This window comes from Arthrobacter sp. 24S4-2, assembly GCF_005280255.1.
In the GTDB taxonomy this organism is placed as follows: Bacteria; Actinomycetota; Actinomycetes; order Actinomycetales; family Micrococcaceae; genus Arthrobacter.
The window spans coordinates 912,174-936,815 of record NZ_CP040018.1 but is presented as its reverse complement, the minus strand read 5'-3'; the positions used below and the strand labels follow the sequence as shown (position 1 = coordinate 936,815).

Sequence of the window (24,642 nt, the reverse complement as noted above, 5' to 3'; positions counted from 1 at the left end):
GCTGCCGCCAGGTGTCTCAATGACTGGACTATGACGGCGGCCGTTCCCTCCCCCGCGGGCGCGTCAGGCAGAATATAGGGGATTCCCTGCAGGCACCCCGTGAACTGCCGGGCCTCCGACGTCCACGCCGAAAAATTGGAGCCATTGTGAGCGACACCAGCATCACTATCCCCGCCAACCTCCTGCCCAAGGACGGACGGTTCGGCGCCGGGCCCTCGAAGGTCCGCCCCGAGCAGATCGAAGCCCTGTCCGCAGCGTCGGCCACGCTGCTCGGCACTTCCCACCGCCAGGCCCCGGTCAAGAACCTGGTGGGATCCGTCCGCAACGGCCTCAGCGAGTTCTTCCGCGCCCCGGAGGGCTACGAAGTCATCCTTGGTGTGGGCGGCTCCACGGCGTTCTGGGATGTGGCCAGCTTTGGCCTGGTGGAGAAGAAGGCGCAGCACCTCTCCTTCGGCGAGTTCGGCTCCAAGTTCGCGTCCGCGACCAACAAGGCACCGTTCCTGGACGCGTCCTCCATCATCAAGTCCGAGCCCGGCACCCGGCCCGCCGCCCAGGCGGAAGCGGGCGTGGACGTCTACGCCTGGCCGCAGAACGAAACCTCCACCGGCGTGGCCGCCCCGGTCAAGCGTGTTGCCGGGGCTGATGACGGATCGCTGGTCCTGGTGGATGCCACGTCCGCCGCCGGCGGCCTGGATGTGGATGTCTCAGAAGCAGACGTTTACTACTTTGCGCCGCAGAAGAACTTCGCGTCCGACGGCGGCCTCTGGCTGGGCCTGTTCTCCCCTGCCGCCCTGGAGCGTGCTGCCCGGATCAAGGAAAGCGGCCGGTGGATCCCGGACTTCCTGGACCTGCAGACTGCCATCGACAACTCCCGGTTGAACCAGACGTACAACACCCCGGCGCTGGCTACCTTGGTGACCCTGGACGCCCAGGTGCAGTGGCTGAACGCCAACGGCGGCCTCGACTTTGCAGCGGCCCGCACGGCCGATTCCGCAGGACGCATCTACTCCTGGGCAGAGGCCTCCGATTACGCCACGCCGTTCGTGGCCAAGGCCGAAGACCGTTCCAACGTGATCGCCACCATTGACTTCGATGACTCGATTGATGCCGCCGCCATCGCCAAGGTCCTCCGCGCCAACGGGATTGTGGACACGGAGCCGTACCGCAAGCTGGGACGCAACCAGCTGCGCATCGCCACCTTCGTGGCGATCGAACCGGACGACGTCTCGGCCCTACTGGCCTGCATCGACTACGTAGTGGGCGAACTGCGGAAGTAGGCAGTCAGCTGGACATAACGCGTTAGCGTTCGACGGCGTCGTCCGGGCTTGGATCCCGGACGGCGCCGTCCTTTTTGCCTGCTGCAGCGTCTTTGCCCGCTGTACCGTCGTGGCCGGTCCAGCCGGACACCAGGCGGAAATAGCGCAGACCCCGGGCACGGCGGTTGAAGCCCAGCCTTAGCTGCTTGGCCCGGATGATCCATACCATGCCGATCAGCGCGGCCAGAAGCCCGGACACCGCCGCCACGGCCATGGACCAGCGGGGCCCGGCAACATTGGCCACCCAGCCCACCAGCGGCGCCCCGATGGGGGTTCCGCCCATGAAGATGGCCATGTACAGAGCCATCACGCGCCCGCGCATCACGGGATCCGTAGTGGTCTGGACGTACCCGTTGGCGCTGGTCATCATGGTGATGGCAAACAGGCCTACCGGAACAAGGGCCACGCCGAACCAGAAGTAGCTGGGCGCCAGGGCTGCCAACCCGGAAGTGACGCCAAACGCTCCGGCGGCCCCGAAAATTATCCGCAGCCGGGGTTTGCTTCGTCCGGCCGACAGCAGCGCTCCGGCCACGGAACCGATGGCCATGATGGAGTTCATCAGCCCGAAGGCGCCGGCGTCCAGTCCGAATTCAGTGCCGACCATGGCCGCGATGAACAGTACGAAGTTCAGTCCGAGGGTGCCCACGATGAATACGGCCACGAGCACCACAATGATGTCCGGGCGGAACCTCACGTACCTCAGCCCTTCACGGATCCGCCCCTTGCCGGGAGCCGCGCGGGGAAGAACCCGCAGCGATGAAACCGGAATCCGCCACAGGCTCAGCAGCAGGGCCACGAACGTGACGGTGTTGATCAGGAACACCCAGCCGGGCCCGACGGCGACAGTGAGCACCCCGGCCACTGCCGGTCCGATCATTCGGGCCACATTGAAGGAGGCGCTGTTCAGGGCCACTGCGTTGGGCAGGTAATCGTCCCGCACCAACTCGGAGACGAAGGTCTGGCGGACAGGGGCGTCCAGGGCGGAGACGAGGCCCAGCAGGAGGGCGAAAGCGTAGACGTGCCAGAGCTGCCCGGCGCCGAGGACCACCAGCAGGCCAAGGCCGGTGCTCAGCAGGGCCATGGCGGACTGCGTCATCACCAGGAGCCGGCGGCGGTTGAAGCGGTCTGCCACCAGTCCTGCCACCGGGGCGAGGAACAGTTGCGGACCGAGCTGCAGGGCCATGGTGATGCCCATGGCACCCGCATCGTGGTCGGTGAGGTGGTCGAAGACCAGCCAGTCCTGGGCGGTCCGCTGCATCCAGGTCCCGATGTTCGAAACCAGGGCACCAACGAACCAGAGACGGTAGCTGGGGATGTGGAGGGACTTGAAGGTGGACGTCATCGTCGGCCTCCGTGGTGCTCAGTCCCTGACCATTCCAACCGGTTAGTCAGTCTCCCGCACCAGGTACTCGTCCGCATCCGGCTCACCGGCGTCGGATTCCGCCTCCGGCGCATCATCGCCGTCGGAATCGTCGCCGTCGATCCAGTCCTGGGCGCCGGCGTCCACCACGTCATCCGTGGTCCCGTCGCCGGTTGCACCGATCGCCGCTGCTTCATTCTCCGCCACGACGGAGTCCACAGTGTCATCGTCCTGGGCGTCTTCGGGGCGGACACGCTCGGCCCACGGCACCCACTCGGGTGCCAGGATGGAATCCTCGGAAGGCAGCAGTCCGAGCTCATTCACCGTAATCACCTTGGACCGGGAATTGCGCGTGAGCACCGCGTACCACTGCCACCCCTGGTATCCAGCCAGTTTGGACTCAAAGAGGTGGGTGACCACACGGTCCCCCTCGGTCTTTGCGCCCATGTGCTGTCCGATTTGCGTGGCCGGGGCGATGCCCTCAATCGCATTCCGGGCAAAGTCAACGGCAGCAGCGAGCACCGCATCCGGCTTGCCGGTACGCCAGACCGGGACCCCGGCACGGGGCCTTGAAGCCGCTTTGGAAGCTCTCTGATCAGGTTCGGGATTCATGCGATGCCTAAGCGTCCAGCTCGTCGGCAACCTTACGCAGGGCGGCGGCAATCGCCTTGGCCTTGTTGCCTTCAGGGTACTTACCGGCCGACAGCGTTCCGGACAGGTTGTCCAGCACAGTCACCAGGTCCTGCACGAGAGGAGCCAGGTCCTTGGCGCTGGGCCGCTTCGCCTTGGCGATGGACGGCGTCTTGTCCAGGACGCGCAGGCCGAGCGCCTGTGCGCCCTTGCGGCCGTCAGCTACGCCAAATTCCACCCGGGTGCCGGCTTTCAGCTCGGTGATGCCCTCGGGCAGCGCGGACTTCGGCAGGAATACTTCCTGGCCGTCCTCGCCCGCGAGGAATCCGAAGCCTTTTTCCTTGTCATACCACTTGACCTTGCCGGTAGGCACGTAATCAACCTTCTTCGTTCTGAACTTCCTGAGACACAGCCGGCGGCCACCGCATCCGCACTGATATGCGGGTTCAGGGTATGGCCGCCTGGACCATGTTGGTCTGTATCTTCAAGGTTATCCTGCCGGGACCCGGTTTCCCGCTTTGCGGCACGGCGCAGCCGGGCTGTTAGCGTTACTTCCATGACACCCTCCCGCTACCTGCGGCCACTGATGATAGTTGCGGCGGTTATTGCAGTCGTTTCCCTGGCCGCCGTGGGCGCCGTCATGGCCGTTGCATTTGCCGGCGGCACGGCCCCGGTGTGGGTGACGTCTCTTGCCCTGTACGGACTGCCGGTGGCCTTCCTCCTCATGATTGCCCTGGTGATCGACAGTGTCGCAGCCCGCCGCCGGGCAGGAAAGTCCGGCGGGCGGTAACGTTGGACTGATGTCCCTTATTCGCGCGCTCAGCAAGGAACTGGAGGCACGCAGCGACGACTCGTTGCGGGCTTTGTTCGCCGCGCGGCCGGACCTTATCTCCCCCAACGTTCCCGACTTCGCGGCGCTGGCGGCCAGGGCGAGCGCCCGTGTCAGCGTGCAGCGGGCACTGGAGCGGCTGAACCGGCCACAAATGCAGGTGCTGGAAACGCTCCATCTGTGTACCAATACGGACACCGCCCACAGCACTTCGGCTGCCGGGCTGAAGAAACTCATCCATGGCGCCGCCCTTTCCGCCATTGAACGGATCCTGCACTCCCTTGAGGAACTTGCCCTGGTGCACCGCGCGGAGCCCCCTCACGGGGTGGCCCTGCCGGCGGGTGTCCGCCAGCGGTTCTACCTCCCGGTGGGAAGCCTGCGGGACGTCGTGGGAATCTACCCGGCCGGGCTGGGACGGAGCTACACGGAACTGGTCCGGCTGCAGCCGGCCTTTGCCCAGCGCGTAGTGCAACTGGTGGGCGAACTGCATCACAGCGGCGCCGCCATCCATCCCGCCACCACACCCATGGAAGCGGCGTTGGCCCTCCAACACTGGACTGCCACCCCCGAGGCGCTGGGCCAGATCCTGGCCACCGCCCCGGAACGGACCACGGCGCTCCTGGCCCGGTTCGGCAACTGGGCAATGGGGGCGGTTCCCCAGGCGCAACGGCGGGCGTCGGTCCTGAACGAAGGGCCCGACGTCGGCCCCGTTGACTGGCTCCTGGCCCGTGGCCTGCTGGTGCCGCTGGACGCCGCCCACGTGGAACTGCCGCACAGCGTGGGCATCGCCCTCCGCGGAGGCGCGGTGATCGAGGACTTCACACTCACGCCGCCGGCGCCTCGGCTGGGGCAGACCACGGCGGCGCTGCGGCGCAACGCGGCCCTGGGGGCCATCGCGGAAACGCTTCGCCTCACCGGCGAAGTGCTCCACAGCGTGCGGGAGCAACCGCTCGTCACGTTGAGGAGCGGCGGCGTCGGGGTCCGCGAGATGAAGCGGCTCGCCGATTCACTCCGGATCGAGCTGAACCGCGCCGGACTGCTGGTGGAGCTGTGCGCCCTGGCGGGACTCATCCGGCTGGACGTGGACAGTTCCGCCTGGGTTCAGCCGGAGCAACTGGAATGGCTGACCTTGCCGCGCCAGGAACAATGGCTGTGGCTGGTCAATGCCTGGATGGCCAGCGAGCGCGCACCGTCGCTGGTTGGCCAGCCCATCACCGGCCCCGGCGCCGCCCCCCACCGCGCAGCGGCGGGAACTACCATCAATGCACTGTCCGCGGAGGCCCAGCGGCCGGACGCACCCGTCGTCCGGAAGCGGATCCTGGAGATCCTCAACGAACTTACGCTGGAGGCCGCCGGGGCTGATGGCAAAGCGCCCGTGCTGGACGCGGCAGCGGTGCTGCAGCGGGCCGAGTGGACGCAGCCCCGTATGGCCAGGCGCTTCAGCTCACTGATCAGGGGTGTCCTCGCCGAGGCCGAAATGCTGGGCCTGGTCGGTTCGGGCGCGCTCAGCCAGCTGGGATCGGCCATCGCGGCGGAGCGTCCTGATGAAGCGCTGGACATCCTGGGCGAGCATCTGCCGGCGGCCCTGAACCATGTGCTGCTGCAGGCCGACCTCACGGCCGTGGCACCGGGCTACCTGGCACCTGAGCTGAGCGAAAAGCTCCTCATGATCGCAGACGCCGAGGGCCAGGGGCCGGCCACGATCTACCGGTTCTCCGTGGCTTCCGTCAGGCGCGCCCTCGACGCCGGCCACGACGCCGCCAGCCTGTTGGGTTTCCTGCGCGAGCATTCCGCCACTGCCGTTCCGCAGCCGCTCGAATACCTCGTGGAGGACACGGCTGCCAGGCACGGACGGCTGCGCGTGGGCGTGGCCTCCAGCTTCATCCAGAGCGACGACGAAGACGCCTTGCTGGAACTGGTCCAGGAATCAAGCGCCTCAGGGTTGGGCCTGGTCCGGATCGCGCCGACGGTCCTGATTTCCCACGCGGGCCCCAAGGAAACCGCGCAGGTGCTACGCACCCTGGGACTGTCGCCTGCCGTCGAGGAACCGGAGTCCGCGCTGGTCCGGCTGCGCCGCACCACAGCCGTTCCAGGCAGCGGGCGCCCGGTGTACAGTGCCCCGCGGACGGCGCCGCCGGAGGCCGACGTCGATGCCCAACTCGCGATTCTCCGGAGCCAAAAGTCGCTGCACGGCGCCAGCAGCAACGGAAGCCACCGCGCGCAGGCGCCCACTGGGGAGGAAGTAACCCAGCTGGGACTGGAAACGCTGCAGAAGGCCATCCGGCTCAGGCAAGCTGTCACCATGAACGTCGTGGACAGCCAGGGGAATGCCAGCAGGGAAACGGTTGTTCCGGTTTCTGTGACCGGCGGACGGGTCAGGGTATTCGACCCCGCGCGCGAAACCGAACGCGTGCTCTCCATCCACCGGATCATCGACATAGAAGCGGAAGAGGAATTCCAGCAGTGACCAGCACCCACCGCCCCGCCGGCACCCGGACGTCAGTGCCGTGACCGACGGCCCCCTGATCGTCCAGAGCGACAAAACCATCCTGCTCGAAGTGGACCATGAGCAGGCAACGGAGGCCCGGCATGCCATCGCCGCCTTCGCCGAGCTGGAGCGCGCACCGGAGCACGTGCACAGCTACCGCCTTACGCCCCTGGGGCTTTGGAACGCCCGCGCCGCCGGGCTGGATGCCGAACGCGTGCTGGATACCCTGTTGAAGTATTCGCGCTTCCCCGTGCCGCATTCCCTGCTGATCGACATCGAGGAAACGATGTCCCGGTACGGCCGGCTGCGGCTCGAAAAGGATCCGCAGCACGGGCTGGTGATGCGGACCAATGACTACCCCGTGCTCGAGGAAGTCTGCCGCGCCAAGAAAATCCAGCCCCTGCTGGGGCCGCGGATCGACGGCGAGACAGTGGTGGTCCATTCCTCCCAGCGCGGGCAGCTGAAGCAACTGCTGCTCAAGATCGGCCGGCCCGCAGAGGACCTGGCCGGCTACGTTGACGGCACGCCGCACCCCATCATGCTCAATGAATCCGGCTGGAAGCTCCGTCCGTACCAGAAACTGGCCACGGAGAACTTCTGGGCCGGCGGCAGCGGCGTCGTCGTGCTCCCGTGCGGTGCCGGCAAGACCCTGGTGGGTGCGGCCGCGATGGCCATCAGTTCCACCACGGTCCTGATCCTGGTGACCAACACCGTTTCCGCCCGGCAGTGGAAGGACGAACTGATCAAGCGGACCTCCCTCACAGCCGACGAGATCGGCGAGTACTCCGGCTCGGTCAAGGAAGTCCGCCCGGTCACCATCGCCACGTACCAGGTCCTCACCACGAAGCGCGGCGGGATCTACCCCCACCTGGAGCTGGTGGACGGGCACGACTGGGGCCTGATCATCTATGACGAGGTCCACCTCCTGCCGGCGCCCATCTTCCGGATGACGGCAGACCTCCAGGCCCGGCGCCGGCTCGGGCTGACGGCAACCCTGGTGCGGGAAGACGGCCGCGAGGGAGAAGTGTTCAGCCTGATCGGTCCCAAGCGCTACGACGCCCCGTGGAAGGACATCGAGGCCCAGGGCTACATTGCCCCCGCTGACTGTGTGGAAGTCCGCGTGGACCTCCCGCACGACGAACGGGTCGCTTACGCCATGGCCGAGGACGCCGACAAATACCGGCTGTGTTCCACGTCCGAGACCAAGTCCACCGTGGTGGAGCAGCTGGTGGAACAGCACCGGGGCGAGCAGCTCCTGGTCATCGGACAGTACATTGACCAGCTGGACGAACTGGGCGAACGGCTGCAGGCTCCGGTCATCAAGGGCGACACATCGGTGAAGGAACGCCAGAAGCTGTTTGATGCGTTCCGCGCCGGCGACGTGAAGACCCTCGTGGTGTCCAAGGTGGCCAACTTCTCCATCGACCTGCCCGAAGCCTCGGTGGCCATCCAGGTGTCCGGCTCCTTCGGGTCCCGGCAAGAGGAAGCGCAGCGCCTGGGCCGGCTCCTGCGCCCAAAGCAGGACGGCCGCGCGGCCCGGTTCTATTCGCTCGTGGCACGGGACACCCTGGACCAGGACTTCGCCGCGAAGCGCCAACGGTTCCTGGCCGAGCAGGGCTACGCCTACCGGATCATGGACGCCAAGGACGTGGGGCGGAACCCCACGGCCACCTGAGCGGACAGCCACAGGCCGGACCTGTCCATGGGACACACAACTTTCATCCAGAAAACTCCCAGATTCTGGGAGCATCATGGGAAGTATGAAAAAGAACGGTCCCGAAGCCAAGCTGCTCGTCGTCGATGATGAACCCAACATCCGCGAGCTGCTCTCCACCTCACTGAGGTTCGCCGGGTTCGAGGTTGTCTCCGCCGGCAACGGCCGTGACGCCCTCGCCGCCGCCGAGCTCCACACACCGGACCTTGCGGTCCTTGACGTCATGCTGCCGGACATGGACGGCTTCACCGTGACCCGGCGGCTGCGGGCGTCCGGAAAGCACTTCCCGGTCCTGTTCCTGACAGCCAAGGACGACACCGAGGACAAGGTCACCGGCCTCACCGTCGGCGGCGACGACTACGTCACCAAGCCTTTCAGCCTGGACGAAGTGGTGGCCCGTATCCGTGCCGTGCTGCGTCGCACCCAGCCCATGGTCGACGACGACGCTGTGATCCGGGTGGACGACCTGGAGCTCGACGACGACGCCCACGAGGTGCGCCGCGGAGGAACCGTCATCGAGCTCTCCCCCACCGAATTCAAGCTCCTGCGCTACCTGATGCTGAACCCGAACCGGGTCCTGTCCAAATCCCAGATCCTGGACCACGTCTGGGAGTACGATTTCAATGGCGACGCCTCCATTGTGGAGTCCTACATCTCCTACCTGCGGCGCAAGGTTGACATCGACCCCGATGCGCCCGCACTCATCCAGACCAAGCGGGGCGTGGGGTACGTCCTGCGGACGGCAGAGAAGCGCTGACCTTGCTGCACCGTTGGAAGTCCGCCTCGCTGCGGTCCCAGCTGGTGGCCATCATGATGGGGCTCATGCTGGTGGCCCTGGCCGTGACCGGGTCTGGCACGCTGACGCTCCTGCATAGCTATCTGCAGGGCCAGGTGGACGACAAGCTCAAGGTCGCCGTCAATTCCGTCCGGCAACAGCAGTCCTTCACCCAACTGCAGGAACAGAACCCCAACATCCCCACGGACTATTCGCTGATGCTCCTGCGCCAGGGCCAGCCAGCCGTCCCGTTCGGCGGCAGCAAGGAATGGCGCCCGGACATCGACAGCCTCTCCCCCGCCGAGGCCACGGACCGCGATCAGCAGCCATTCCAGGTCCGCGGCACGGACGGGCGCAACTGGCGCGTCGTGGCGCTGAACGTCGTGGACGGCAACCAGCGCAGTGCAGTGGTGATTATCGGCCTTCCGCTGGCCCCTGTGGACTCCGTCGTGGAACATGCCGCGCTGGTGGTGATCGGAGTCGGATTCCTGACGCTGGTGCTGGCGTTCTTCATTGCAACCTGGACAGTCTCGCGGTCCTTCCGCCCGCTGGCGCGCGTGGAGAAGACCGCCGCGGCCATTGCGGCCGGCGACCTGTCGCGGCGCGTGGATGTCGAGAATCCCGCCACGGAAGTGGGCAGGCTGGGTGGGTCGCTCAACGCCATGCTGAGCCATATTGAGTCGGCGTTCGCCTCCCGGATGGCGTCCGAGGAGCGGATGCGCCGCTTTGCCGCCGATGCCTCCCATGAGCTTCGAACCCCCCTTGTGACCATCCGCGGGTTCTCCGAGCTCTACCGTCAGGGCGCGCTCAGCAAGGAAGAGGACGTGGCCACCGCCATGGGCCGGATTGAGAGCGAAGCCAAACGGATGGGCTCCATGGTGGAGGACCTCCTGCTCCTGGCGAGGCTGGACGAGCAGCGCCCCTTGCAGCAGAAGCCCGTGGACCTGCTACTGCTGGCCAACGACGCGGTGGTGGACACCCAGGCCAGCGACAGGAGCCGGCAGATTACGCTGGCCGGGATCGACGGCCGCGCACCCTCCCCTGCGCCAGTGCTCGGTGACGAAGCCAAACTGCGCCAGGTGGTGGGAAACCTGGTGGGCAACGCCCTTCGTTATACGCCGGCCGGGACGCCCATCGAACTCGCTGTCGGCGTCCGGACGGGGACCGACGGAGGCAGGTTCTCCATCATCGAGGTGCGTGACCATGGCGCGGGAATCCCTGAGGATGAAGCGCCCAGGATCTTTGAGCGCTTCTACCGGGCAGACACCTCGCGGACCCGCGAAACGGGCGGCAGTGGCCTGGGGCTGGCCATTGTGGCAGCCATAGTTGGTTCGCACTCCGGCACCGTCCGGACGCAGCAGACCGACGGCGGCGGCGCCACCATGGTTGTCAGCCTCCCGTTCCAGGACGAGACGGCAGACAAGACGGACGACGGCGAAGTTGTCCACATACGGTGACCAGCCGTGGCATGACCGGGCCGCCGCTTCCTAGGCTCGACGTAGCGGTCCGGGCAACTCCGGGCCGTCCGGAAACCTGATCAGGCTTCCGTACAGCGTCGAGAGGCAATCAAATGAGCATCATTTCTGTTGATACTGAACTGCTCCAACTCAAATCAGCCAACGTCAAAGCCACCGTGGACCGCATCAGCGCGGACGTCCAGGCCATGAAGCGCGGGCTGGACGAGCTGCAGGGTACGTGGCGGGGATCGGCGGCCACCAACTTCCAGGCGCTGATCACGGAGTGGACCCTCACCCAGGGCAAGGTGGAGGCCTCCCTTGCCTCCATCAATTTGGCCCTCAATTCCGCGGCAGCAACGTATGCGCAGGCGGAACAGGGCAATACGCAGCGCTTCAGCTGAGCGCCTCGGCAGCACGCTTCGGGGGGAACGTCGCAGCAAGACCCTTCGGCAACGCCTCGGGGCCCCTGAACCGCCTGGCTAGGCTTCCGGTGTTCCCTGATGGAAACGCAGGCGCCACTTCGTTCCGTCGAGGACCCAGAGCGAACTGCTCAGTGACGATCCCGCGCGGCCGTGGCTGCGGTACGTCAGCAGGACGGCCTCCGGGCCGACCCGGTCAGCGCCGATGATCTCCAGTTCGGTTTCGGCGGCGGGGTTCTCTTCAAGGGCCATCATCATTGCGTCCCGTGTCCAGAGCCGCCCCGAGCTGCCGATTTCGGTAAAGTCCGGGTGCAGCAGCACCCCGGTGCGTCCAATGTCAGCACGTGTGTCCGGACGGAGCAGCTCCCGCTCCAGCGCCTCCACCACAGCCTCGGGGGCTGCTTCCTGACCGTCCGCGGCCGTGAAGGCATCCGCGCCCAGTTCGCTGAACAGATCGGGCTCACTGAAAAGGTCCGGCTGATTGTCTCGGCCCGGCAGCGCGAAGAGATCCTGCTGCCCGGAAAGCGTGGCCGTGGCGGCGTGCCCCGTTGTGCCGCCAAGCGGTGAGGTGCCCTGCCGGGGAACACCCTGCTGGTGTTGTGTATCCGGGGTTCCGGAGGGCCCCGCCGAACGCGTCGCATGGGCCTTACCGTCTGTGTCGTCGCCGCGCACGAACCCCGGTCCGGATCGCACGGCAATGCCCTGCTGATAGGAGGTCGCTGCTGCCCGGGCGCGGTCGTCGGCCGCCTCGTTCAGATCGTGTCCCGCATGGCCCCGGACCCATTCAAAGCGGTACTTGCGGCCGGTCAGTGCCTGATCAATGTCCCGCAGTATCTCCACGTTCAGCACAGGCTTGCCGTCGGCCTTGCGCCAGCCCTTGCGTTTCCATCCCGGCATCCACTTAGTAACCGAGTTGATCACATATTGGCTGTCGCAAAGAATATGCAGTTCCTCCCCAGGGAGGTGCGCCGTGGCACGGAACAGATCCAGCACGGCCATGAGTTCGCCCTGGTTGTTGGTTCCGTGCGGCCAGCCGCCCGCGCGCCAACAATCATCGTTCACATACCAGGCCCAGCCTGCCGGACCGGGATTTCCTAATGCCGAACCATCGGCTGCTGCAGTAATCGTCACCGAACCATCCTGCCAGACCACTCCGACATTGTGTTTTTCTCCGGTTGAGGACAGCGCTGAAAAGCGAAGCTAAGATGCCGGAATCGTTCGCGTCTGCCCTGCCAACGCAAAGTGCGGCCCCCTCGATTCGAGGGAGCCGCACTTTTTTGCGCTTAGGCGCGGTTGGACGGGCTAGAAACCGCCCATGCCGCCCATGCCGCCCATGTCGTCGCCGCCGCCCATGGCCGGGGAGTTCTTCTCCGGCTTGTCGGCCACTACAGCCTCGGTGGTGAGGAACAGACCCGCGATGGATGCTGCGTTCTGGAGTGCAGAGCGCGTTACCTTTACGGGGTCGTTGATGCCGGCAGCCAGCAGGTCGACGTACTGTCCGGTTGCGGCGTTCAGGCCGTGACCGGCAGGCAATCCGCGGACCTTGTCCACAACAACGCCCGGCTCGAGGCCGGCGTTGTAGGCAATCTGCTTCAGCGGGGCGTCGATGGCAACGCGGACGATGTTAGCACCCGTTGCTTCGTCGCCTTCGAGCTGCAGGTTGGCGAATGCCTTGGCACCGGCCTGGATCAGGGCAACGCCACCGCCGGCAACGATGCCTTCTTCAACAGCAGCCTTGGCGTTGCGGACAGCGTCCTCAATGCGGTGCTTGCGTTCCTTGAGCTCAACTTCGGTTGCGGCACCGGCTTTGATGACTGCAACGCCGCCGGCCAGCTTGGCCAGGCGTTCCTGCAGCTTCTCGCGGTCGTAGTCCGAATCGGAGTTCTCGATCTCGGCACGGATCTGGGACACGCGGCCGGCGATCTGGTCGGCGTCGCCTGCGCCCTCGACGATGGTGGTCTCGTCCTTGGTCACGGTGACCTTGCGGGCGCGGCCCAGGAGTTCCAGGCCTGCGTTCTCCAGCTTGAGGCCGACTTCCTCGGAGATGACCTGGCCACCGGTGAGGATGGCGATGTCTGCGAGCTGGGCCTTGCGGCGGTCGCCGAAGCCCGGAGCCTTGACGGCGACGGACTTGAAGGTGCCACGGATCTTGTTGACGATCAGGGTGGCCAGGGCTTCGCCTTCGATGTCTTCGGCGATGATCAGCAGCGGCTTGCTGGACTGCATGACCTTCTCAAGGACGGCAACCAGTTCCTTGACGTTCGAGATCTTGGAGTTAACGATCAGGATGTACGGGTCTTCGAGGACCGTTTCCTGGCGCTCTGCGTCGGTGACGAAGTAAGCGGAGATGTAACCCTTGTCGAAGCGCATGCCCTCGGTGAGCTCAAGCTCCAGGCCGAAGGTGTTGGACTCCTCGACGGTGATGACACCTTCCTTGCCGACCTTGTCCAGGGCTTCAGCAATGAGGGCACCGATTTCTTCGTCACCGGCGGAGATGGATGCCGTGGCGGCGATCTCTTCCTTGGTTTCGATTTCCTTGGCGGAGGCCAGGAGTTCCTGGGTGACGGCTTCGACAGCCTTCTCGATGCCGCGCTTCAGGGACAGCGGGTCAGCGCCGGCTGCGACGTTGCGCAGGCCTTCCTTGACCAGGGCCTGTGCCAGGACGGTTGCGGTGGTGGTGCCGTCGCCAGCGACGTCATCCGTCTTCTTGGCAACTTCCTTGACCAGCTCGGCGCCGATCTTCTCGTAGGGATCGTCCAGCTCGATCTCCTTGGCGATGGAAACACCATCGTTGGTGATCGTGGGCGCGCCCCACTTCTTTTCGAGGACGACGTTGCGTCCACGCGGGCCGAGGGTGACCTTGACGGCGTCGGCGAGGATATTCAGGCCCCGCTCAAGGCCGCGGCGTGCCTCTTCATCAAATGCAATGATCTTGGCCATAACGGCAGTAGTCCTTTCGGGACAGTCGTTAAGAATGAACCTTGCACTGCGGTGCCCGCGACGGACGATCCTTCACCGGCGGCCTCTGTACGCCGCACGGATGGGATCTCACCCCAGCCAGGTATTTCTTTCGCTCCTTGGCCTGCCCGCTCACTCCGCGACCGGCCGGAACCGGGCGTCGATTTAGCAGTCAGTCCGTGGGAGTGCTAAATCAATAATTAGCACTCCCCCGGGGAGAGTGCAAGCAGAAGCCGCGGACAATGGCCTCAGGGCGCCGGCAATACGCTAGGAGCGATCAGCTGCCGGTGCGGGCTGCCATTTCGCTTCCGCTCATCTTTGCCCTGTTGTCTGCCGCGTAGGTGAACACCATGTAGTTCGCGGACGTCACGTCCCCGTTGGCGTCGAAGCCGATCCGCCCGGACTCGCCGTCGTAGTCCGCTGGCTTTCCGGCCCTGATCGCGTCAGCGCATTCCTTGTAGCTCCGGCATACTTCCGCCGCGCCCGTTCCCTGCTGCCCGGAGACCGCCATCAGCTGCGCAGCGATGGAGGATCCGGCGTCGTCGGCCGCAGAGGCCGCGGCGATGGCCGCAAGGTTCACGGCATCGTAGGTCTCCGCCGCAAAAGTCATGTCCTTGAGGTCGGGGTCGACGGCCACCAGTTCACCTTGGAAATGTGCCGACGGGAAGACTCCGGGCAGGACACCTCGGGCGCCGTCCAGCGCCTTGGATCCAAGTGCTGAGCCGTATTGCTTGATGGCGCCGTCGCTGAGGACGAGCTTCCCGCCCGCCAGGCCGGCGTTGTTGAGTTCGGCCATGGCGCCCTGAGCGCCTTCGCGCGCAACGAGCACGACGGCGTCGGGTCCGGCCGCTCTGGCAGCCGCTGCGGCCTGTTGTGCCTGACCCGGAGTGAATGCAGCGTCTGACACGACGCCCAGGCCGGCGGCCTTGGCCGCACCGGCCACGGCAACGGAGACGTCCTTGCCGTAGCTGCCTTCTTCGTGCACAACAGCGATCGTCCGTGCTCCGCCGTCTTTGGCAAGTTTGACCAGAACTGACGCCTGGGCCACATCTGCCGCGGACGTCCGGAAGTAGTATCCGCCGCTTCGGTAATGGCTGAGGCCCTGCGCTGCGTTCGCCGGAGAAATAATGGCCACCTTGGCGTTGGCGAGCACGTCGATGGCCCCCGGGGCGCGGCTGGAATCCGTGGGGCCGATGACAACATCCGCCTTGGCTGCCACGAGTTCCTTGGCCTGCGCGGCCGTGTCGTCGCTGATTTTCTCGGGAAGAAGTTCGACAGGCCGCCCCTTGTGGCCCCCGGCGGCATTGATTTCCCGAACCGCCAGCTTGGCGGCGGCGAGCTGCGAAGCATTGAGGAACGCCTGCTGGCCGGTGTTGTCCAGGATCAGGCCGATGCGCAGCGTGCCGTCTCCGCTGGCGTCCACCGTGCCCAGGCGTGCGTTCCCCGCCTGGCCGGAGCATGCAGCCAACGACAGCGCCGCGGCTGCGGCAAGAATCACGGCGCCTGGGCGGTACAGCCCTGCCTGCCGGGGGCGCTCAGGCATCCGGCTGCGATGCGCTGCCGCGGAGTAGACCATCAGGCGGGCCGGACGTTCTCTGCCTGCGGACCCTTCTCGCCTTCGCCGATTTCGAGCTGCACGCGCTGCCCTTCATCCAGGGCCCTGTAGCCCTCACCCTCGATGGCGGACCAGTGGACGAAGACATCGTCACCGGAGGAGTCAACGGTGATGAAGCCATAGCCTTTTTCGGCGTTGAACCATTTGACGGTTCCCAATGCCATGTTGCCCACACTTTCCGGTTGCTTCTGTTCGGCACACGTCGCTGTGCGCCGTTTGGACCGTCCGTGAAATACGGGGCGGCGTCCGGAATCACTCTAGCCAGTGCTCTTTGCCGGGTGCAGGGCTCTAGCCTGCCTGCCCCCAATAGTTATTCAGGCGTAACCGAATTCCTACTGGAACCCGGGCCCGAGGACTACAACAACCGGCTGTTGGAACTCCGGTGAGTCCACCAGCGAGGTGATGTTGAGGAGGTCACCCAAGGCTTCGGCGTTGGCTTTCTGGGCAGCCCCGTTGTAGTAGATGACGGAGGACTGCTGCGGCATTCCGCCCCAGTTGCCAACCGGCCCCAGCTTCCAGCCGGCGGCAGTAACGCTGCTGCTCACCCGGCCGGCGAGGCCGGCCGTCGTGGTTCCGTTGTAGACGGCAACAGGCTGGGTTTTGTCGACAGACTGCGCTTCAATTTCCGGCAACGCGGACGGAGAGTCGCCAGCCGAGGGAGCCTCGCTGGCCGAGGGTTCCGTGCTTGGCTCTGCGCTGGCGGGTGCGCTGCTTTGGGGCGCCTCGGCGGTGGGTGTGGCTGACGGGCTTTCCAGCGCGGATCCTGCCGCCATTAGCGGGCTGCCGGTGGGTGCGAGACCCAGCTTGGGCAGGAAAAAGAAGGCCACCAGTCCAATGGCAAGGGCCGCAATGCCGACCGCCAGAATGGGTCCAAGACGGCGACGGGGAGCCTCCGAAGCGACCCGGTGGACACCTTGTCGCGAAGAGGCCTCCGGGACCCTGTCGAATTCATCCCGAGCGTATTTGGTCATGGTAAAACGTTGTCCTTGGTGGTTTTTGCTGATTGCTCAGCGCTGACACTTACGCGTCCGAGCCCAAACGGCGCGCCGTGCGTGCCCGTTGGCGTGACGTACGTAGTCTACGCAATCTCTTCACCAGCATGGGGTCATGGGCCAGGGCGTCCTCAGTGTCAATCAGCGTGTTGAGGATCTGGTAGTAGTGCGTGGCCGAGAGGTCGAACAGCTCACGAATGGCCTGTTCCTTGGCCCCGGCGTACTTCCACCACTGCCGCTCGAGTGCCAGCATCTGCTGGTCCCGTTCGCTCAACCTTGAACCAGGCAGCGCGGCGGCAGCCAGGTCCAGGAGCTCACCGGCACGGGCGCCGCCGTCCGGAGCGGACAAGTGATCGCGCACTGGTTCGGCCACGACAAACTCCTTCGCTGTTCCGGTCAAAGTCTCTCTCCATGGTACGGGGGAATAACACGCGTGTCATTTACGCCGTGTGACGCGCCCGCGGCTCCCCAGTGACTGGTGGCGGCTACCGATGGCGGATTTTCCCGGCTCCTGCGCTCGTCCCTCACGCAACATCGGAGCCTACGGAAAATCTGCCACCGGGAGCCTCCGTGCCGCTCGCCGTCGCCGTCGGCTCGTCAGCCACTGCGAGAATGGGAGCGTGTTTGATTCCGATGCTTTGTTTGAGCTGGAGCCCGCTGCTGAGGCTGTGGGGTTCGCTGAGATGGCCCGCATGCCGCTGGAGGAACTGGTGGCGCCCGACTGGGCTGCGGCGCTTGCTCCCGTTGAGGCCGAACTGCGCGGCGTGCTGGAATTTCTTGCCGCTGAAGTGGCCGCCGGTCACCAGGTGCTGCCGGCGCCGTCGAAAATCCTGCGCGCCTTCCGGCGCCCACTGGCGGATGTCAGGGTGCTTATCGTGGGCCAGGACCCTTACCCGACCCCTGGCCACGCAGTCGGGCTGTCCTTCGCAGTTGATGGGCACACCAGGCCTATTCCGCGAAGCCTCGCGAACATCTACAAGGAACTTGAAGCCGATCTCGGATTTCCGGCCCGTACGCACGGGGACCTCACGCGCTGGGCCGACCAGGGCATTCTGCTGCTGAACCGTGTCCTCAGCGTCCGGTCCGGAGCGGCGGGGTCCCACCGCGGCAAAGGCTGGGAGGCCGTGACGACGGCGGCCATCACCGCGGTTGCCCGGCGCCGCGCTGCCGACGGCGGCGCGGTTCCCCTGGTGGCCATGCTGTGGGGCAAGGATGCCGAGAGCGTCCGCCCCCTCTTGGGCGACGCCGCCGTACTGTCCAGCGCCCATCCCAGCCCTTTGTCGGCCGCGCGCGGTTTCTTCGGCTCCAGGCCCTTCAGCAGGGCCAACGAAATCCTCCAGTCGCAGGGTTCGGACCCGGTTCTCTGGGAATTGCCTCCAGTTTCTTAGCCTATCCTTACTTCCATGACTTCCCTGCCCGCTGCCACCTCGGCAGACCGAAAATCCCGCCCGCAAACGAATCTCACGGTTCTCCGGCGCCAGGAACTGTCGCCGCATATGGTCCGGATCGTTGCCGGCGGCGAGGGCTTCTCAAGCTATGTGAACAACGGTTACGTGGACCGTTACGTGAAGATCGCGTTCCCCCAGCCAGGCGTCGAGTACCCGCTACCGCTGGATCTTTGGGCTATCCGTGAATCCATGCCCAGGGAGCAGTGGCCGCATACCCGGACCTACACGGTCCGCTGGGTGGATGAAGCGGCCCGTGAGCTTGCCATCGACTTCGTAATTCATGGCGACGAAGGCCTGGCCGGGCCCTGGGCGGCAAAAGCCCAGCCCGGCGACAGCCTGGTGTTTACCGGACCTGGTGGCGGCTACAACCCCGACCCCGCTGCCGACTGGCACCTCTTCGCTGGCGACGAGGCCGCCCTGCCTGCCATCGCAGCCGCCATTGAGTCGCTGCCGCCGGAAGCAAGTGGCCTCGCGTACCTGGAAGTGGACAGCGACGCCGAGGTCCAGGACATCAAGGCACCGGCCGGGCTCCGGATCCAGTGGCTGCCGCGGAACGGCGTCCCCGCCGGAAACAGTGAACTGCTGGTCAGCGCCATGCGTGACGCGGAGTGGCCCGGCGGGCGGGTGCAGGTCTTCGCCCACGGCGAGCGCGGCTACATGAAGTCCCTCCGCGAAGTCCTCTACCGTGAACGCGGCCTGGAACGCGGGCAGGTATCACTTTCCGGGTACTGGGCCTACGGGCGCGTGGAAGACGACTTCCAGGCCGAGAAGAAGCTCCCCATCGGCCAGATCTAACGGCCAGATCTGGCGGCCTGATCTGGCGGACCGATGAAAAGGACTGCTCCGGAGGCGGCATTCGCGCCCGGCTAGCGGCGGCGGGCGCGGCGGCGTTCGTTGCTGGCCAGGCTGCGGGTCAGCGGCCGGGCCAGGGTGTCGCCCAGGACGATTCCGGCCGCGACGCCGAGGACGATCGCCCCCGCATTCAGCATGCCCCCGGCTCCGAGCAAGATCTGCGACTCTTCAATCGTCAGTACATACATGGACCGGAAGATGGTGAGTCCGGGCAACAGGATCAGTGCGGCGGGAACGGCAACCACCAGCTGCGGGGCGCCCATCTTCAGGGCGATGACCCTCGCCAGGAGGCCAATGACCACGGCAGCCACCGCGGGGGAAAACCTCGCGCCCATGCCGATCAGGTCCGCTCCGAGGAGCACAAGATGGCCCACGACACCAACCGCTGCAGTGGGCAGCAACAGGTTCCATGCAGTCTGCTCTGTGATGCCGATGGCCACCACGGCGACAGCGACCATGATGATCAAGGCCCACAGAGGATAGGCCGGCGGAAATGTCTCCGTGACGTCGATTTCTTCCATGCCCATTCTGGCGCCCACTACGAAGGCGACGGAGATACCCGACACCAGCGCGCCGAAGGTCAGCATGGTGGACAGGAACCGGCCCGCCGCCGTCACGGGGAAGCCGTTGATGGCGTCCTGTACGGACGAAACGAGCCGCCCCGTGGGCAGGAGCAGGAGGATGCCGCCCACCACCACAATTGCCGGAGCGATCTGGATTCCCACGGGACTGCCGAACCGCCACAGTAGGAGCGCGATAAAGGTGACCAGGAAGGCGCAGGACGCAGTGGTAAAGAAGTCCGGTACCCGCCAGCGGCCCAGTTGCCGGGCGAGCAGGCTGACCAAGATGTTCGAGCCGAACGCGACGGCCGAGGCACCCGGTCCGCCGCCCAGCACGCCCACGAAGACCGCGGCGAACACCGCGAAGGCCACGGTGACCATCCAGCGCGGGAAGGGCTTGGAGCTGCGGATGATTTCTTCCAGCCGGCGGACTGCCTCATCGCGGCCAACGCCGCCGGCTACGATGTCGGTGACCAGTTGGTGCACCTGGGCCAGGCCGGCATAGTTGTTGGTCCAGGACCGGACCACGCGGAGCAGCGTAATGGGGGTCTGGTCCTTGGGGGCGTAGTTGAGGGCCACCGACTGGTTGGTGATGTCCACTTCGATGTTCTTCAGTCCCAAGGCGGCTGTGACCGCAATGATGCTGGTTTCCACTTCGAGGGCGCCAGCACCGTACCTGAACATGGACTCGGCCAGGTGCAGCGCGAAGTCAATCGTCTTTCGGGCGGACGTGTCCACGCCGCCCGCCTGGATCATGGGGTTGGCGTAGGGGCTGCCCGCGAGCCTGTCCACGATGCTCATGGGTGCAGTGGGCGGATTTTCGCCCTGCACCAGCCTGCGCAGCATGCGTTTGGCCGCGGCGTTCTGCCGTACCTGGTGCGCGGTGAGTGGTTCGGTCGGGGGCAGCGCCCCCGTGGGCGGCCTGCGGCGACCGTCCGGTGCTTTGGTCATTGCGGCCTCCTTAAGGGCATCACGAGGTTTCTTAGTAGAACTGCTGGCCTGTTCGCCGGGTGTAGAGCTGGCGCGCGACGCGTTCGCCGGCGGCCATCCAGGCCTTGTACTTCAGCGGGCTGATCACCTGGTCATAGCAGCCCACGAAGTCGGTGACGGTCTTGCTGAAACTCGTCTTGAACAGCCCAAGTCCGTGGAACGGGTTGGTCGCGTCCTTGAGTTTGTCGCTCGGCGGCGTCCCGCAGAAGTCGTATTCCGTGCAGCCGAGTTCCTTGACCTGGTTGATGGCAGTCCACTGCACCAGGTGGGAGTCCCCGTACTGGCTGCGCTTCTGAAGCGAGCCGCCGTCCTTGTACGTCCCCTTCCGGCCATAGTTGATCACGAAGGCGCCCACTGAGGGGACCCCGTTCTCGTAGACGAACAGCAACCTGCCTTGGCCGCGGTCGATGAAGTTGGTCCAGAACTGCCGGTAATACCCGTACTCGCGGACCCGGACCTGTGACTTCGCTTCCACGGTGGTGGTCATCAGCCCGTACATGGCCCGGAAGTTCTCCTCGGTGGGCTCCACGTTGTGCACCTCCACCCCTTCCCGGATGGCCCTACGCACTGCGTTGCGCCCCCGCGAGTGCAGGTTGCGCAGCAACTGGTTTTCCTCCGGCGCAATATCCAGCAGCGCCGTGGAGTCGTTCGGCTGCAGGTTGTGCGTTTTGACCAGGCCAGCGTTCTCGATCACCCGCTTCGCATCCTCGGAGAGGATGATGTCCGGTTCGATCTTGATCGCGAATACGCCCAGCTTGGCGCGTTTCACGAACTCGGCGTTGGCCGCGACGATGCCCGGGATGTCCTCCACCACTGCCACGTCCGGTCCCTTGATCAGGTACCAGAGCTTGCCCAGCACCGGAAAGGACTTCTCCAGCACCAGGTTATAGCTGGTGTAGTCCGCGGTTTCGTAGACGAGGTGGAGCGGTTTCCAGCCAAAGTGTTGTTTGACCTCGGCGAAAGCCTCGGATTGAAGCAGGTTTCCACCGTTCGGGTTCGCGGTGACGTGGGCGTCCCAGTTGGAAACCTCCTCGGCGGAGGCAAAGCGGGCAGTAAATTCTCGCAAGTGCGCGGTGTCCAATCTTTGCGGGCGTTGCTTCGGCTGCATGCCGGGCATGCAAGCCACAAGTCTATCGGCCCCGCCTACGAGGACGCTGACGGGGAGTTACGCCTGCGGCATCGCGTCAGAGCCGGATCTGCTCCAGGGACTCAAGCCGAACGGCCAGGGGTTCCTTGCCCAAATCACGCTGGCTCTTGGCCAGCCGGTCCGCATTCTGCAGCCGGGAAAGGCTCAGTCCCGTCAGCCCAGCGATCTGCTGCACCGGAACCTGGAAGGTACGGTATGGGCCCAGCGGAGGCGGTTCATCTGCCAGGAGCCGTTCCCGGATGGCCTTCTTGAGCTCCACTTTGCCCAACAGCGGTGACTGGTCCAGCAGGAATCCCGCCGCAGCCAGCTTCCCGTCCATGGTCCAGGCGGCGATCTTCCAGAACTTCCTGGGAATCTGGACACCACGGTAAGGCAGGTCGTCCTCCGCAAGCACGGGCCCGGTGAAGACGCTGAGTTTGGCATCGTTGAGGTCGGCGTGGTTGAGCACGTGATCCTCCAGACCCACCCAGAGCTCCTTGCCCTGGTTGAAATCGTCAACCTGCGGCGCGGCGTTCGTGAAGACGAAGGTGTCCTGGTTCGCGGCCCTGGCCGTCGCCTCGTCTCCCCACACCGGATCCAGCCGCCGGACAAGGTGTCCCCGGTCAAAGGCATTGTTCTTATACACGTCCGGGCCCGCCTGCTGCTCCTTCGGGATCCGGGGATCGAAGTGCCAGGTCCCTTCGCGGGCCAGCGCGACCAGTTCCCGCCCGTGGATGTTCACGCCGACGACGGCGGCCAGCTTCCGCTCGGTGCGCAGCCGGACCGAGAAATGAACGTAGTCAAGCAGCACCGTGGTTGGCTGCGGGCTGGGCAGCTCAAGGCGCGCCCGCAAGAAATCCCGGTCATATCCCCCAGCCATGGGTCCATAGTGGCACTGTTCACTGGTTGTGAATAGAGAGGACAGTGAACAGGGCCAGCGGACAGAGCCGGGTGTGGCAGCCGGTTCACCTTCTTGACTCGCTGTTCCGTAGTAGCAAGGGTTGAACCATGCAGGCTCACCACGAACAGTCCATGGCCAGGCCCGGCGGCAGGCCAGGCGCCACTTCCCGATCCGGTTCCGCCGTCAAAGACCGCAGCATCGGTGCTCAGGTCCTCGGACTGGCGGTGTTCCTGGGGGCGTCCGCGCTGGTTGCATGGTTGGGCGCACTGGCCACGCTGAACAACGTCAACGGCTGGTACGTGGCCGCGGACAAGGCACCGTGGTCACCGCCCAACTGGGTGTTCGGCCCGGTCTGGACGGTGCTCTACGCTGCCATGGCCGTGGCCGCGTGGCTCGTCTGGCGCCGCCGCGCTGAACGCTCCACGCCGGCACTGGTTGCCTACGGAATCCAGCTGCTGCTGAACCTGCTGTGGACGCCGGTGTTCTTCGGCCTGTATCCCGTGATGGGCACGGCGGCGCTCTGGCTGGGGCTGGCCATCATCATCGCCCTGATACTCGCGGTGACAGTAACTGTCCTGTATTTCGGCCCCATCAGCCGGGCTGCCGGCCTCCTGCTGTTGCCTTACGTCTCCTGGTTGGTGTTCGCCGCCAGCCTGAACTGGTGGGCGGCCCTGCACAACTGATTCAGCACTCCACCACATTGACGGCCAGCCCGCCCATGGCGGTTTCCTTGTACTTGGAACTCATGTCGCGTCCGGTCTCCCGCATGGTTACGATCACCTCGTCGAGGGAGACCCGGTGCGAGCCGTCGCCCCAGAGGGCCATCTTGGCCGCGTTGATGGCCTTGGCCGCGGCGATGGCGTTGCGTTCGATGCAGGGCACCTGGACCAGCCCGCCGATGGGATCGCAGGTCAGGCCAAGATTGTGCTCCATCGCGATCTCCGCGGCGTTCTCCACCTGGGCCGGAGTTCCTCCCATCACTTCGGCCAGGCCCGCGGCGGCCATCGACGACGCCGACCCCACCTCGCCCTGGCAACCCACCTCCGCACCGGAAATGGACGCCTGTTCCTTGTACAGCACCCCGATGGCGCCGGCCGTCAGCAGGAACTTCACCACGACGTCGTCGCGGTCCTGCTGGCTTGCGTTCTCCATCCCGGGCGCGAAGTGCAGGGCGTAGTACAGGACGGCCGGGATGATCCCGGCGGCACCGTTGGTCGGGGCGGTGACTACCCGGCCCCCGGAGGCGTTTTCCTCGTTGACCGCAAGGGCGATCAGGTTGACCCATTCCTGCCAGTACTTCGGGTCCCGGTAGTCGGGATCATGGTCCCGGCTTTCCTTCAGGAGCCGCTCGTGCCAGTCGGGAGCACGACGGCGGACCTTCAGCCCGCCGGGCAGCAGGCCTTCGCGCTTGAGGCTGGTTTCCACGCAACCTTCCATCACGGAGTAGATGTGCAGCAGGCCTTCGCGGATTTCCTCTTCCGAGCGGGAGGCACGTTCGTTGACGAACATGATCTCGCCAATGGACAGTCCCTTGGACTGGCATCGGCCCAGGAGTTCGGCTGCCGTGCGGAACGGCAGTGGCAGCTCCTTCTTGGATTCGTCGAGTTCCTTCAACGCCGCGTCCTCTTCGCCTTCGCGGACGATGAAGCCGCCGCCCACCGAGAAGAAGGTGGCGCTGTGCAGGACATCCCCTCCGGCGTCGGACACGGTGAAGGTCATGCCGTTGGTGTGCCGCGGCAGGATGGTCAGCGGGCGCAGGACCATGTCCTTCACCCCGTACGGCAGCGGGACGGAACCGGCCAGCTGCAGCATTCCTGTTTCGGCGATCGCGGCCAGCCGCTCCTCCACCTCGTCGGGGAGGATCTTCTCGGGGTGGAAGCCCTCCAGGCCGAGGAGGATGGCCGTCATGGTGCCGTGGCCGTGACCGGTGGCAGCGAGCGAGCCGTACAGGTCCACCCGCAGCGACGCGACGCCCGCCAGCCTGCCGGACGCCTTGAGCTCTTCGGCGAACACCGCTGCAGCCCGCATCGGACCCACGGTGTGCGAACTGGACGGGCCTATTCCTATGGAGAAGAGGTCAAAGACTCCAACAGCCATTGTCGGTTCCTAACTAGGTCTTACTGTGGTCCGGCAGATGGTCCTGCCGGAAGGCGGCGCGTCCGTTGGTCGGCGGGCGCACTGCCGGATGCGCGGCGCTGGGCGGCAGCTTGTG

The 24,642-nt window shown here is 65.6% G+C and carries 23 protein-coding genes; 10 read left to right on the top strand and 13 right to left on the bottom strand.

Annotation, left to right across the window (positions count from 1 at the left end; translation table 11 throughout):
• Window positions 1-146: 146 nt before the first annotated feature.
• On the top strand, window positions 147-1,277 hold the full coding sequence (gene serC, locus FCN77_RS04430; RefSeq protein WP_137321283.1) for a phosphoserine transaminase: 1,131 nt from the start codon (window positions 147-149) through the stop codon (window positions 1,275-1,277).
• Between the two features lie 22 nt (window positions 1,278-1,299).
• Here the strand turns inward: serC and FCN77_RS04425 are convergent, their stop codons facing one another.
• From FCN77_RS04425 to FCN77_RS04415, 3 genes are read right to left on the bottom strand one after another with little or no spacing between them, the layout of a single operon-like run.
• Complete coding sequence (locus FCN77_RS04425; protein ID WP_137321282.1) at window positions 1,300-2,658, bottom strand: MFS transporter; 1,359 nt, start codon at window positions 2,656-2,658, stop codon at window positions 1,300-1,302.
• Between the two features lie 42 nt (window positions 2,659-2,700).
• Window positions 2,701-3,288 (bottom strand): DUF3027 domain-containing protein, encoded by a 588-nt coding sequence (locus tag FCN77_RS04420; protein WP_137321281.1) that lies wholly within the window; start codon window positions 3,286-3,288, stop codon window positions 2,701-2,703.
• Window positions 3,289-3,295: 7 nt separating this feature from the next.
• Window positions 3,296-3,679, bottom strand: a complete 384-nt coding sequence (locus tag FCN77_RS04415) for a cold-shock protein (RefSeq protein ID WP_137321280.1) — start codon at window positions 3,677-3,679, stop codon at window positions 3,296-3,298.
• A gap of 183 nt (window positions 3,680-3,862) precedes the next feature.
• Between FCN77_RS04415 and FCN77_RS04410 the strand changes: the two genes are divergently transcribed.
• The 6 genes from FCN77_RS04410 to FCN77_RS04385 all read left to right on the top strand — a co-directional run bounded on the left by FCN77_RS04410 (window position 3,863) and on the right by FCN77_RS04385 (window position 10,970).
• On the top strand, window positions 3,863-4,096 hold the full coding sequence (locus FCN77_RS04410; RefSeq protein WP_137321279.1) for a hypothetical protein: 234 nt from the start codon (window positions 3,863-3,865) through the stop codon (window positions 4,094-4,096).
• Between the two features lie 10 nt (window positions 4,097-4,106).
• Window positions 4,107-6,602, top strand: a complete 2,496-nt coding sequence (locus FCN77_RS04405; protein ID WP_137321278.1) for a helicase-associated domain-containing protein — start codon at window positions 4,107-4,109, stop codon at window positions 6,600-6,602.
• Between the two features lie 40 nt (window positions 6,603-6,642).
• The gene (locus tag FCN77_RS04400) at window positions 6,643-8,298 is read left to right on the top strand and encodes a DNA repair helicase XPB (protein WP_137321277.1); all 1,656 of its coding nucleotides are present in this window, start codon (window positions 6,643-6,645) and stop codon (window positions 8,296-8,298) included.
• A gap of 85 nt (window positions 8,299-8,383) precedes the next feature.
• Window positions 8,384-9,094 carry a response regulator transcription factor gene (locus FCN77_RS04395; RefSeq protein WP_137321276.1) on the top strand — a complete coding sequence of 237 codons (711 nt, stop codon included), beginning with the start codon at window positions 8,384-8,386 and terminating at the stop codon, window positions 9,092-9,094.
• A gap of 2 nt (window positions 9,095-9,096) precedes the next feature.
• Window positions 9,097-10,569 (top strand): cell wall metabolism sensor histidine kinase WalK, encoded by a 1,473-nt coding sequence (locus tag FCN77_RS04390; protein ID WP_175417131.1) that lies wholly within the window; start codon window positions 9,097-9,099, stop codon window positions 10,567-10,569.
• A 113-nt stretch (window positions 10,570-10,682) separates the two neighbouring features.
• On the top strand, window positions 10,683-10,970 hold the full coding sequence (locus FCN77_RS04385; protein WP_137321275.1) for a WXG100 family type VII secretion target: 288 nt from the start codon (window positions 10,683-10,685) through the stop codon (window positions 10,968-10,970).
• Window positions 10,971-11,048: 78 nt separating this feature from the next.
• Here the strand turns inward: FCN77_RS04385 and FCN77_RS04380 are convergent, their stop codons facing one another.
• The 6 genes from FCN77_RS04380 to FCN77_RS04355 form a co-directional block, all read right to left on the bottom strand.
• The gene (locus FCN77_RS04380; RefSeq protein ID WP_137321274.1) at window positions 11,049-12,119 is read right to left on the bottom strand and encodes a ribonuclease HI family protein; all 1,071 of its coding nucleotides are present in this window, start codon (window positions 12,117-12,119) and stop codon (window positions 11,049-11,051) included.
• A gap of 171 nt (window positions 12,120-12,290) precedes the next feature.
• The gene (groL, locus tag FCN77_RS04375; protein ID WP_137321273.1) at window positions 12,291-13,928 is read right to left on the bottom strand and encodes a chaperonin GroEL; all 1,638 of its coding nucleotides are present in this window, start codon (window positions 13,926-13,928) and stop codon (window positions 12,291-12,293) included.
• Between the two features lie 295 nt (window positions 13,929-14,223).
• Window positions 14,224-15,489, bottom strand: a complete 1,266-nt coding sequence (locus tag FCN77_RS04370) for an ABC transporter substrate-binding protein (RefSeq protein WP_137321272.1) — start codon at window positions 15,487-15,489, stop codon at window positions 14,224-14,226.
• A 32-nt stretch (window positions 15,490-15,521) separates the two neighbouring features.
• On the bottom strand, window positions 15,522-15,725 hold the full coding sequence (locus FCN77_RS04365; RefSeq protein WP_137321271.1) for a cold-shock protein: 204 nt from the start codon (window positions 15,723-15,725) through the stop codon (window positions 15,522-15,524).
• A 168-nt stretch (window positions 15,726-15,893) separates the two neighbouring features.
• Complete coding sequence (locus tag FCN77_RS04360) at window positions 15,894-16,532, bottom strand: LytR C-terminal domain-containing protein (protein ID WP_137321270.1); 639 nt, start codon at window positions 16,530-16,532, stop codon at window positions 15,894-15,896.
• A 49-nt stretch (window positions 16,533-16,581) separates the two neighbouring features.
• Window positions 16,582-16,863: a DUF3263 domain-containing protein gene (locus tag FCN77_RS04355; protein WP_254678991.1), complete on the bottom strand. Its 282-nt coding sequence runs from the start codon at window positions 16,861-16,863 to the stop codon at window positions 16,582-16,584.
• A gap of 310 nt (window positions 16,864-17,173) precedes the next feature.
• Between FCN77_RS04355 and FCN77_RS04350 the strand changes: the two genes are divergently transcribed.
• The gene (locus tag FCN77_RS04350; protein ID WP_254678842.1) at window positions 17,174-17,941 is read left to right on the top strand and encodes a uracil-DNA glycosylase; all 768 of its coding nucleotides are present in this window, start codon (window positions 17,174-17,176) and stop codon (window positions 17,939-17,941) included.
• Between the two features lie 15 nt (window positions 17,942-17,956).
• Window positions 17,957-18,796, top strand: coding sequence for a siderophore-interacting protein (locus FCN77_RS04345; RefSeq protein WP_137321269.1), 840 nt, complete (start codon window positions 17,957-17,959; stop codon window positions 18,794-18,796).
• A gap of 71 nt (window positions 18,797-18,867) precedes the next feature.
• Here the strand turns inward: FCN77_RS04345 and FCN77_RS04340 are convergent, their stop codons facing one another.
• From FCN77_RS04340 to FCN77_RS04330, 3 genes are all read right to left on the bottom strand, one after another.
• Window positions 18,868-20,364 (bottom strand): threonine/serine exporter ThrE family protein, encoded by a 1,497-nt coding sequence (locus tag FCN77_RS04340; RefSeq protein WP_137321268.1) that lies wholly within the window; start codon window positions 20,362-20,364, stop codon window positions 18,868-18,870.
• A gap of 31 nt (window positions 20,365-20,395) precedes the next feature.
• Window positions 20,396-21,469: a peptidoglycan bridge formation glycyltransferase FemA/FemB family protein gene (locus FCN77_RS04335; protein WP_137321267.1), complete on the bottom strand. Its 1,074-nt coding sequence runs from the start codon at window positions 21,467-21,469 to the stop codon at window positions 20,396-20,398.
• Between the two features lie 118 nt (window positions 21,470-21,587).
• Window positions 21,588-22,409, bottom strand: coding sequence for a DNA/RNA non-specific endonuclease (locus tag FCN77_RS04330; RefSeq protein ID WP_137321266.1), 822 nt, complete (start codon window positions 22,407-22,409; stop codon window positions 21,588-21,590).
• A 128-nt stretch (window positions 22,410-22,537) separates the two neighbouring features.
• Between FCN77_RS04330 and FCN77_RS04325 the strand changes: the two genes are divergently transcribed.
• Window positions 22,538-23,113 (top strand): TspO/MBR family protein, encoded by a 576-nt coding sequence (locus FCN77_RS04325; RefSeq protein ID WP_137321265.1) that lies wholly within the window; start codon window positions 22,538-22,540, stop codon window positions 23,111-23,113.
• 1 nt (window position 23,114) lies between these two features.
• Here FCN77_RS04325 and FCN77_RS04320 read toward each other — a convergent pair whose 3' ends face one another.
• Window positions 23,115-24,527 carry an L-serine ammonia-lyase gene (locus FCN77_RS04320; RefSeq protein ID WP_137321264.1) on the bottom strand — a complete coding sequence of 471 codons (1,413 nt, stop codon included), beginning with the start codon at window positions 24,525-24,527 and terminating at the stop codon, window positions 23,115-23,117.
• Between the last annotated feature and the right edge of the window lie 115 nt (window positions 24,528-24,642).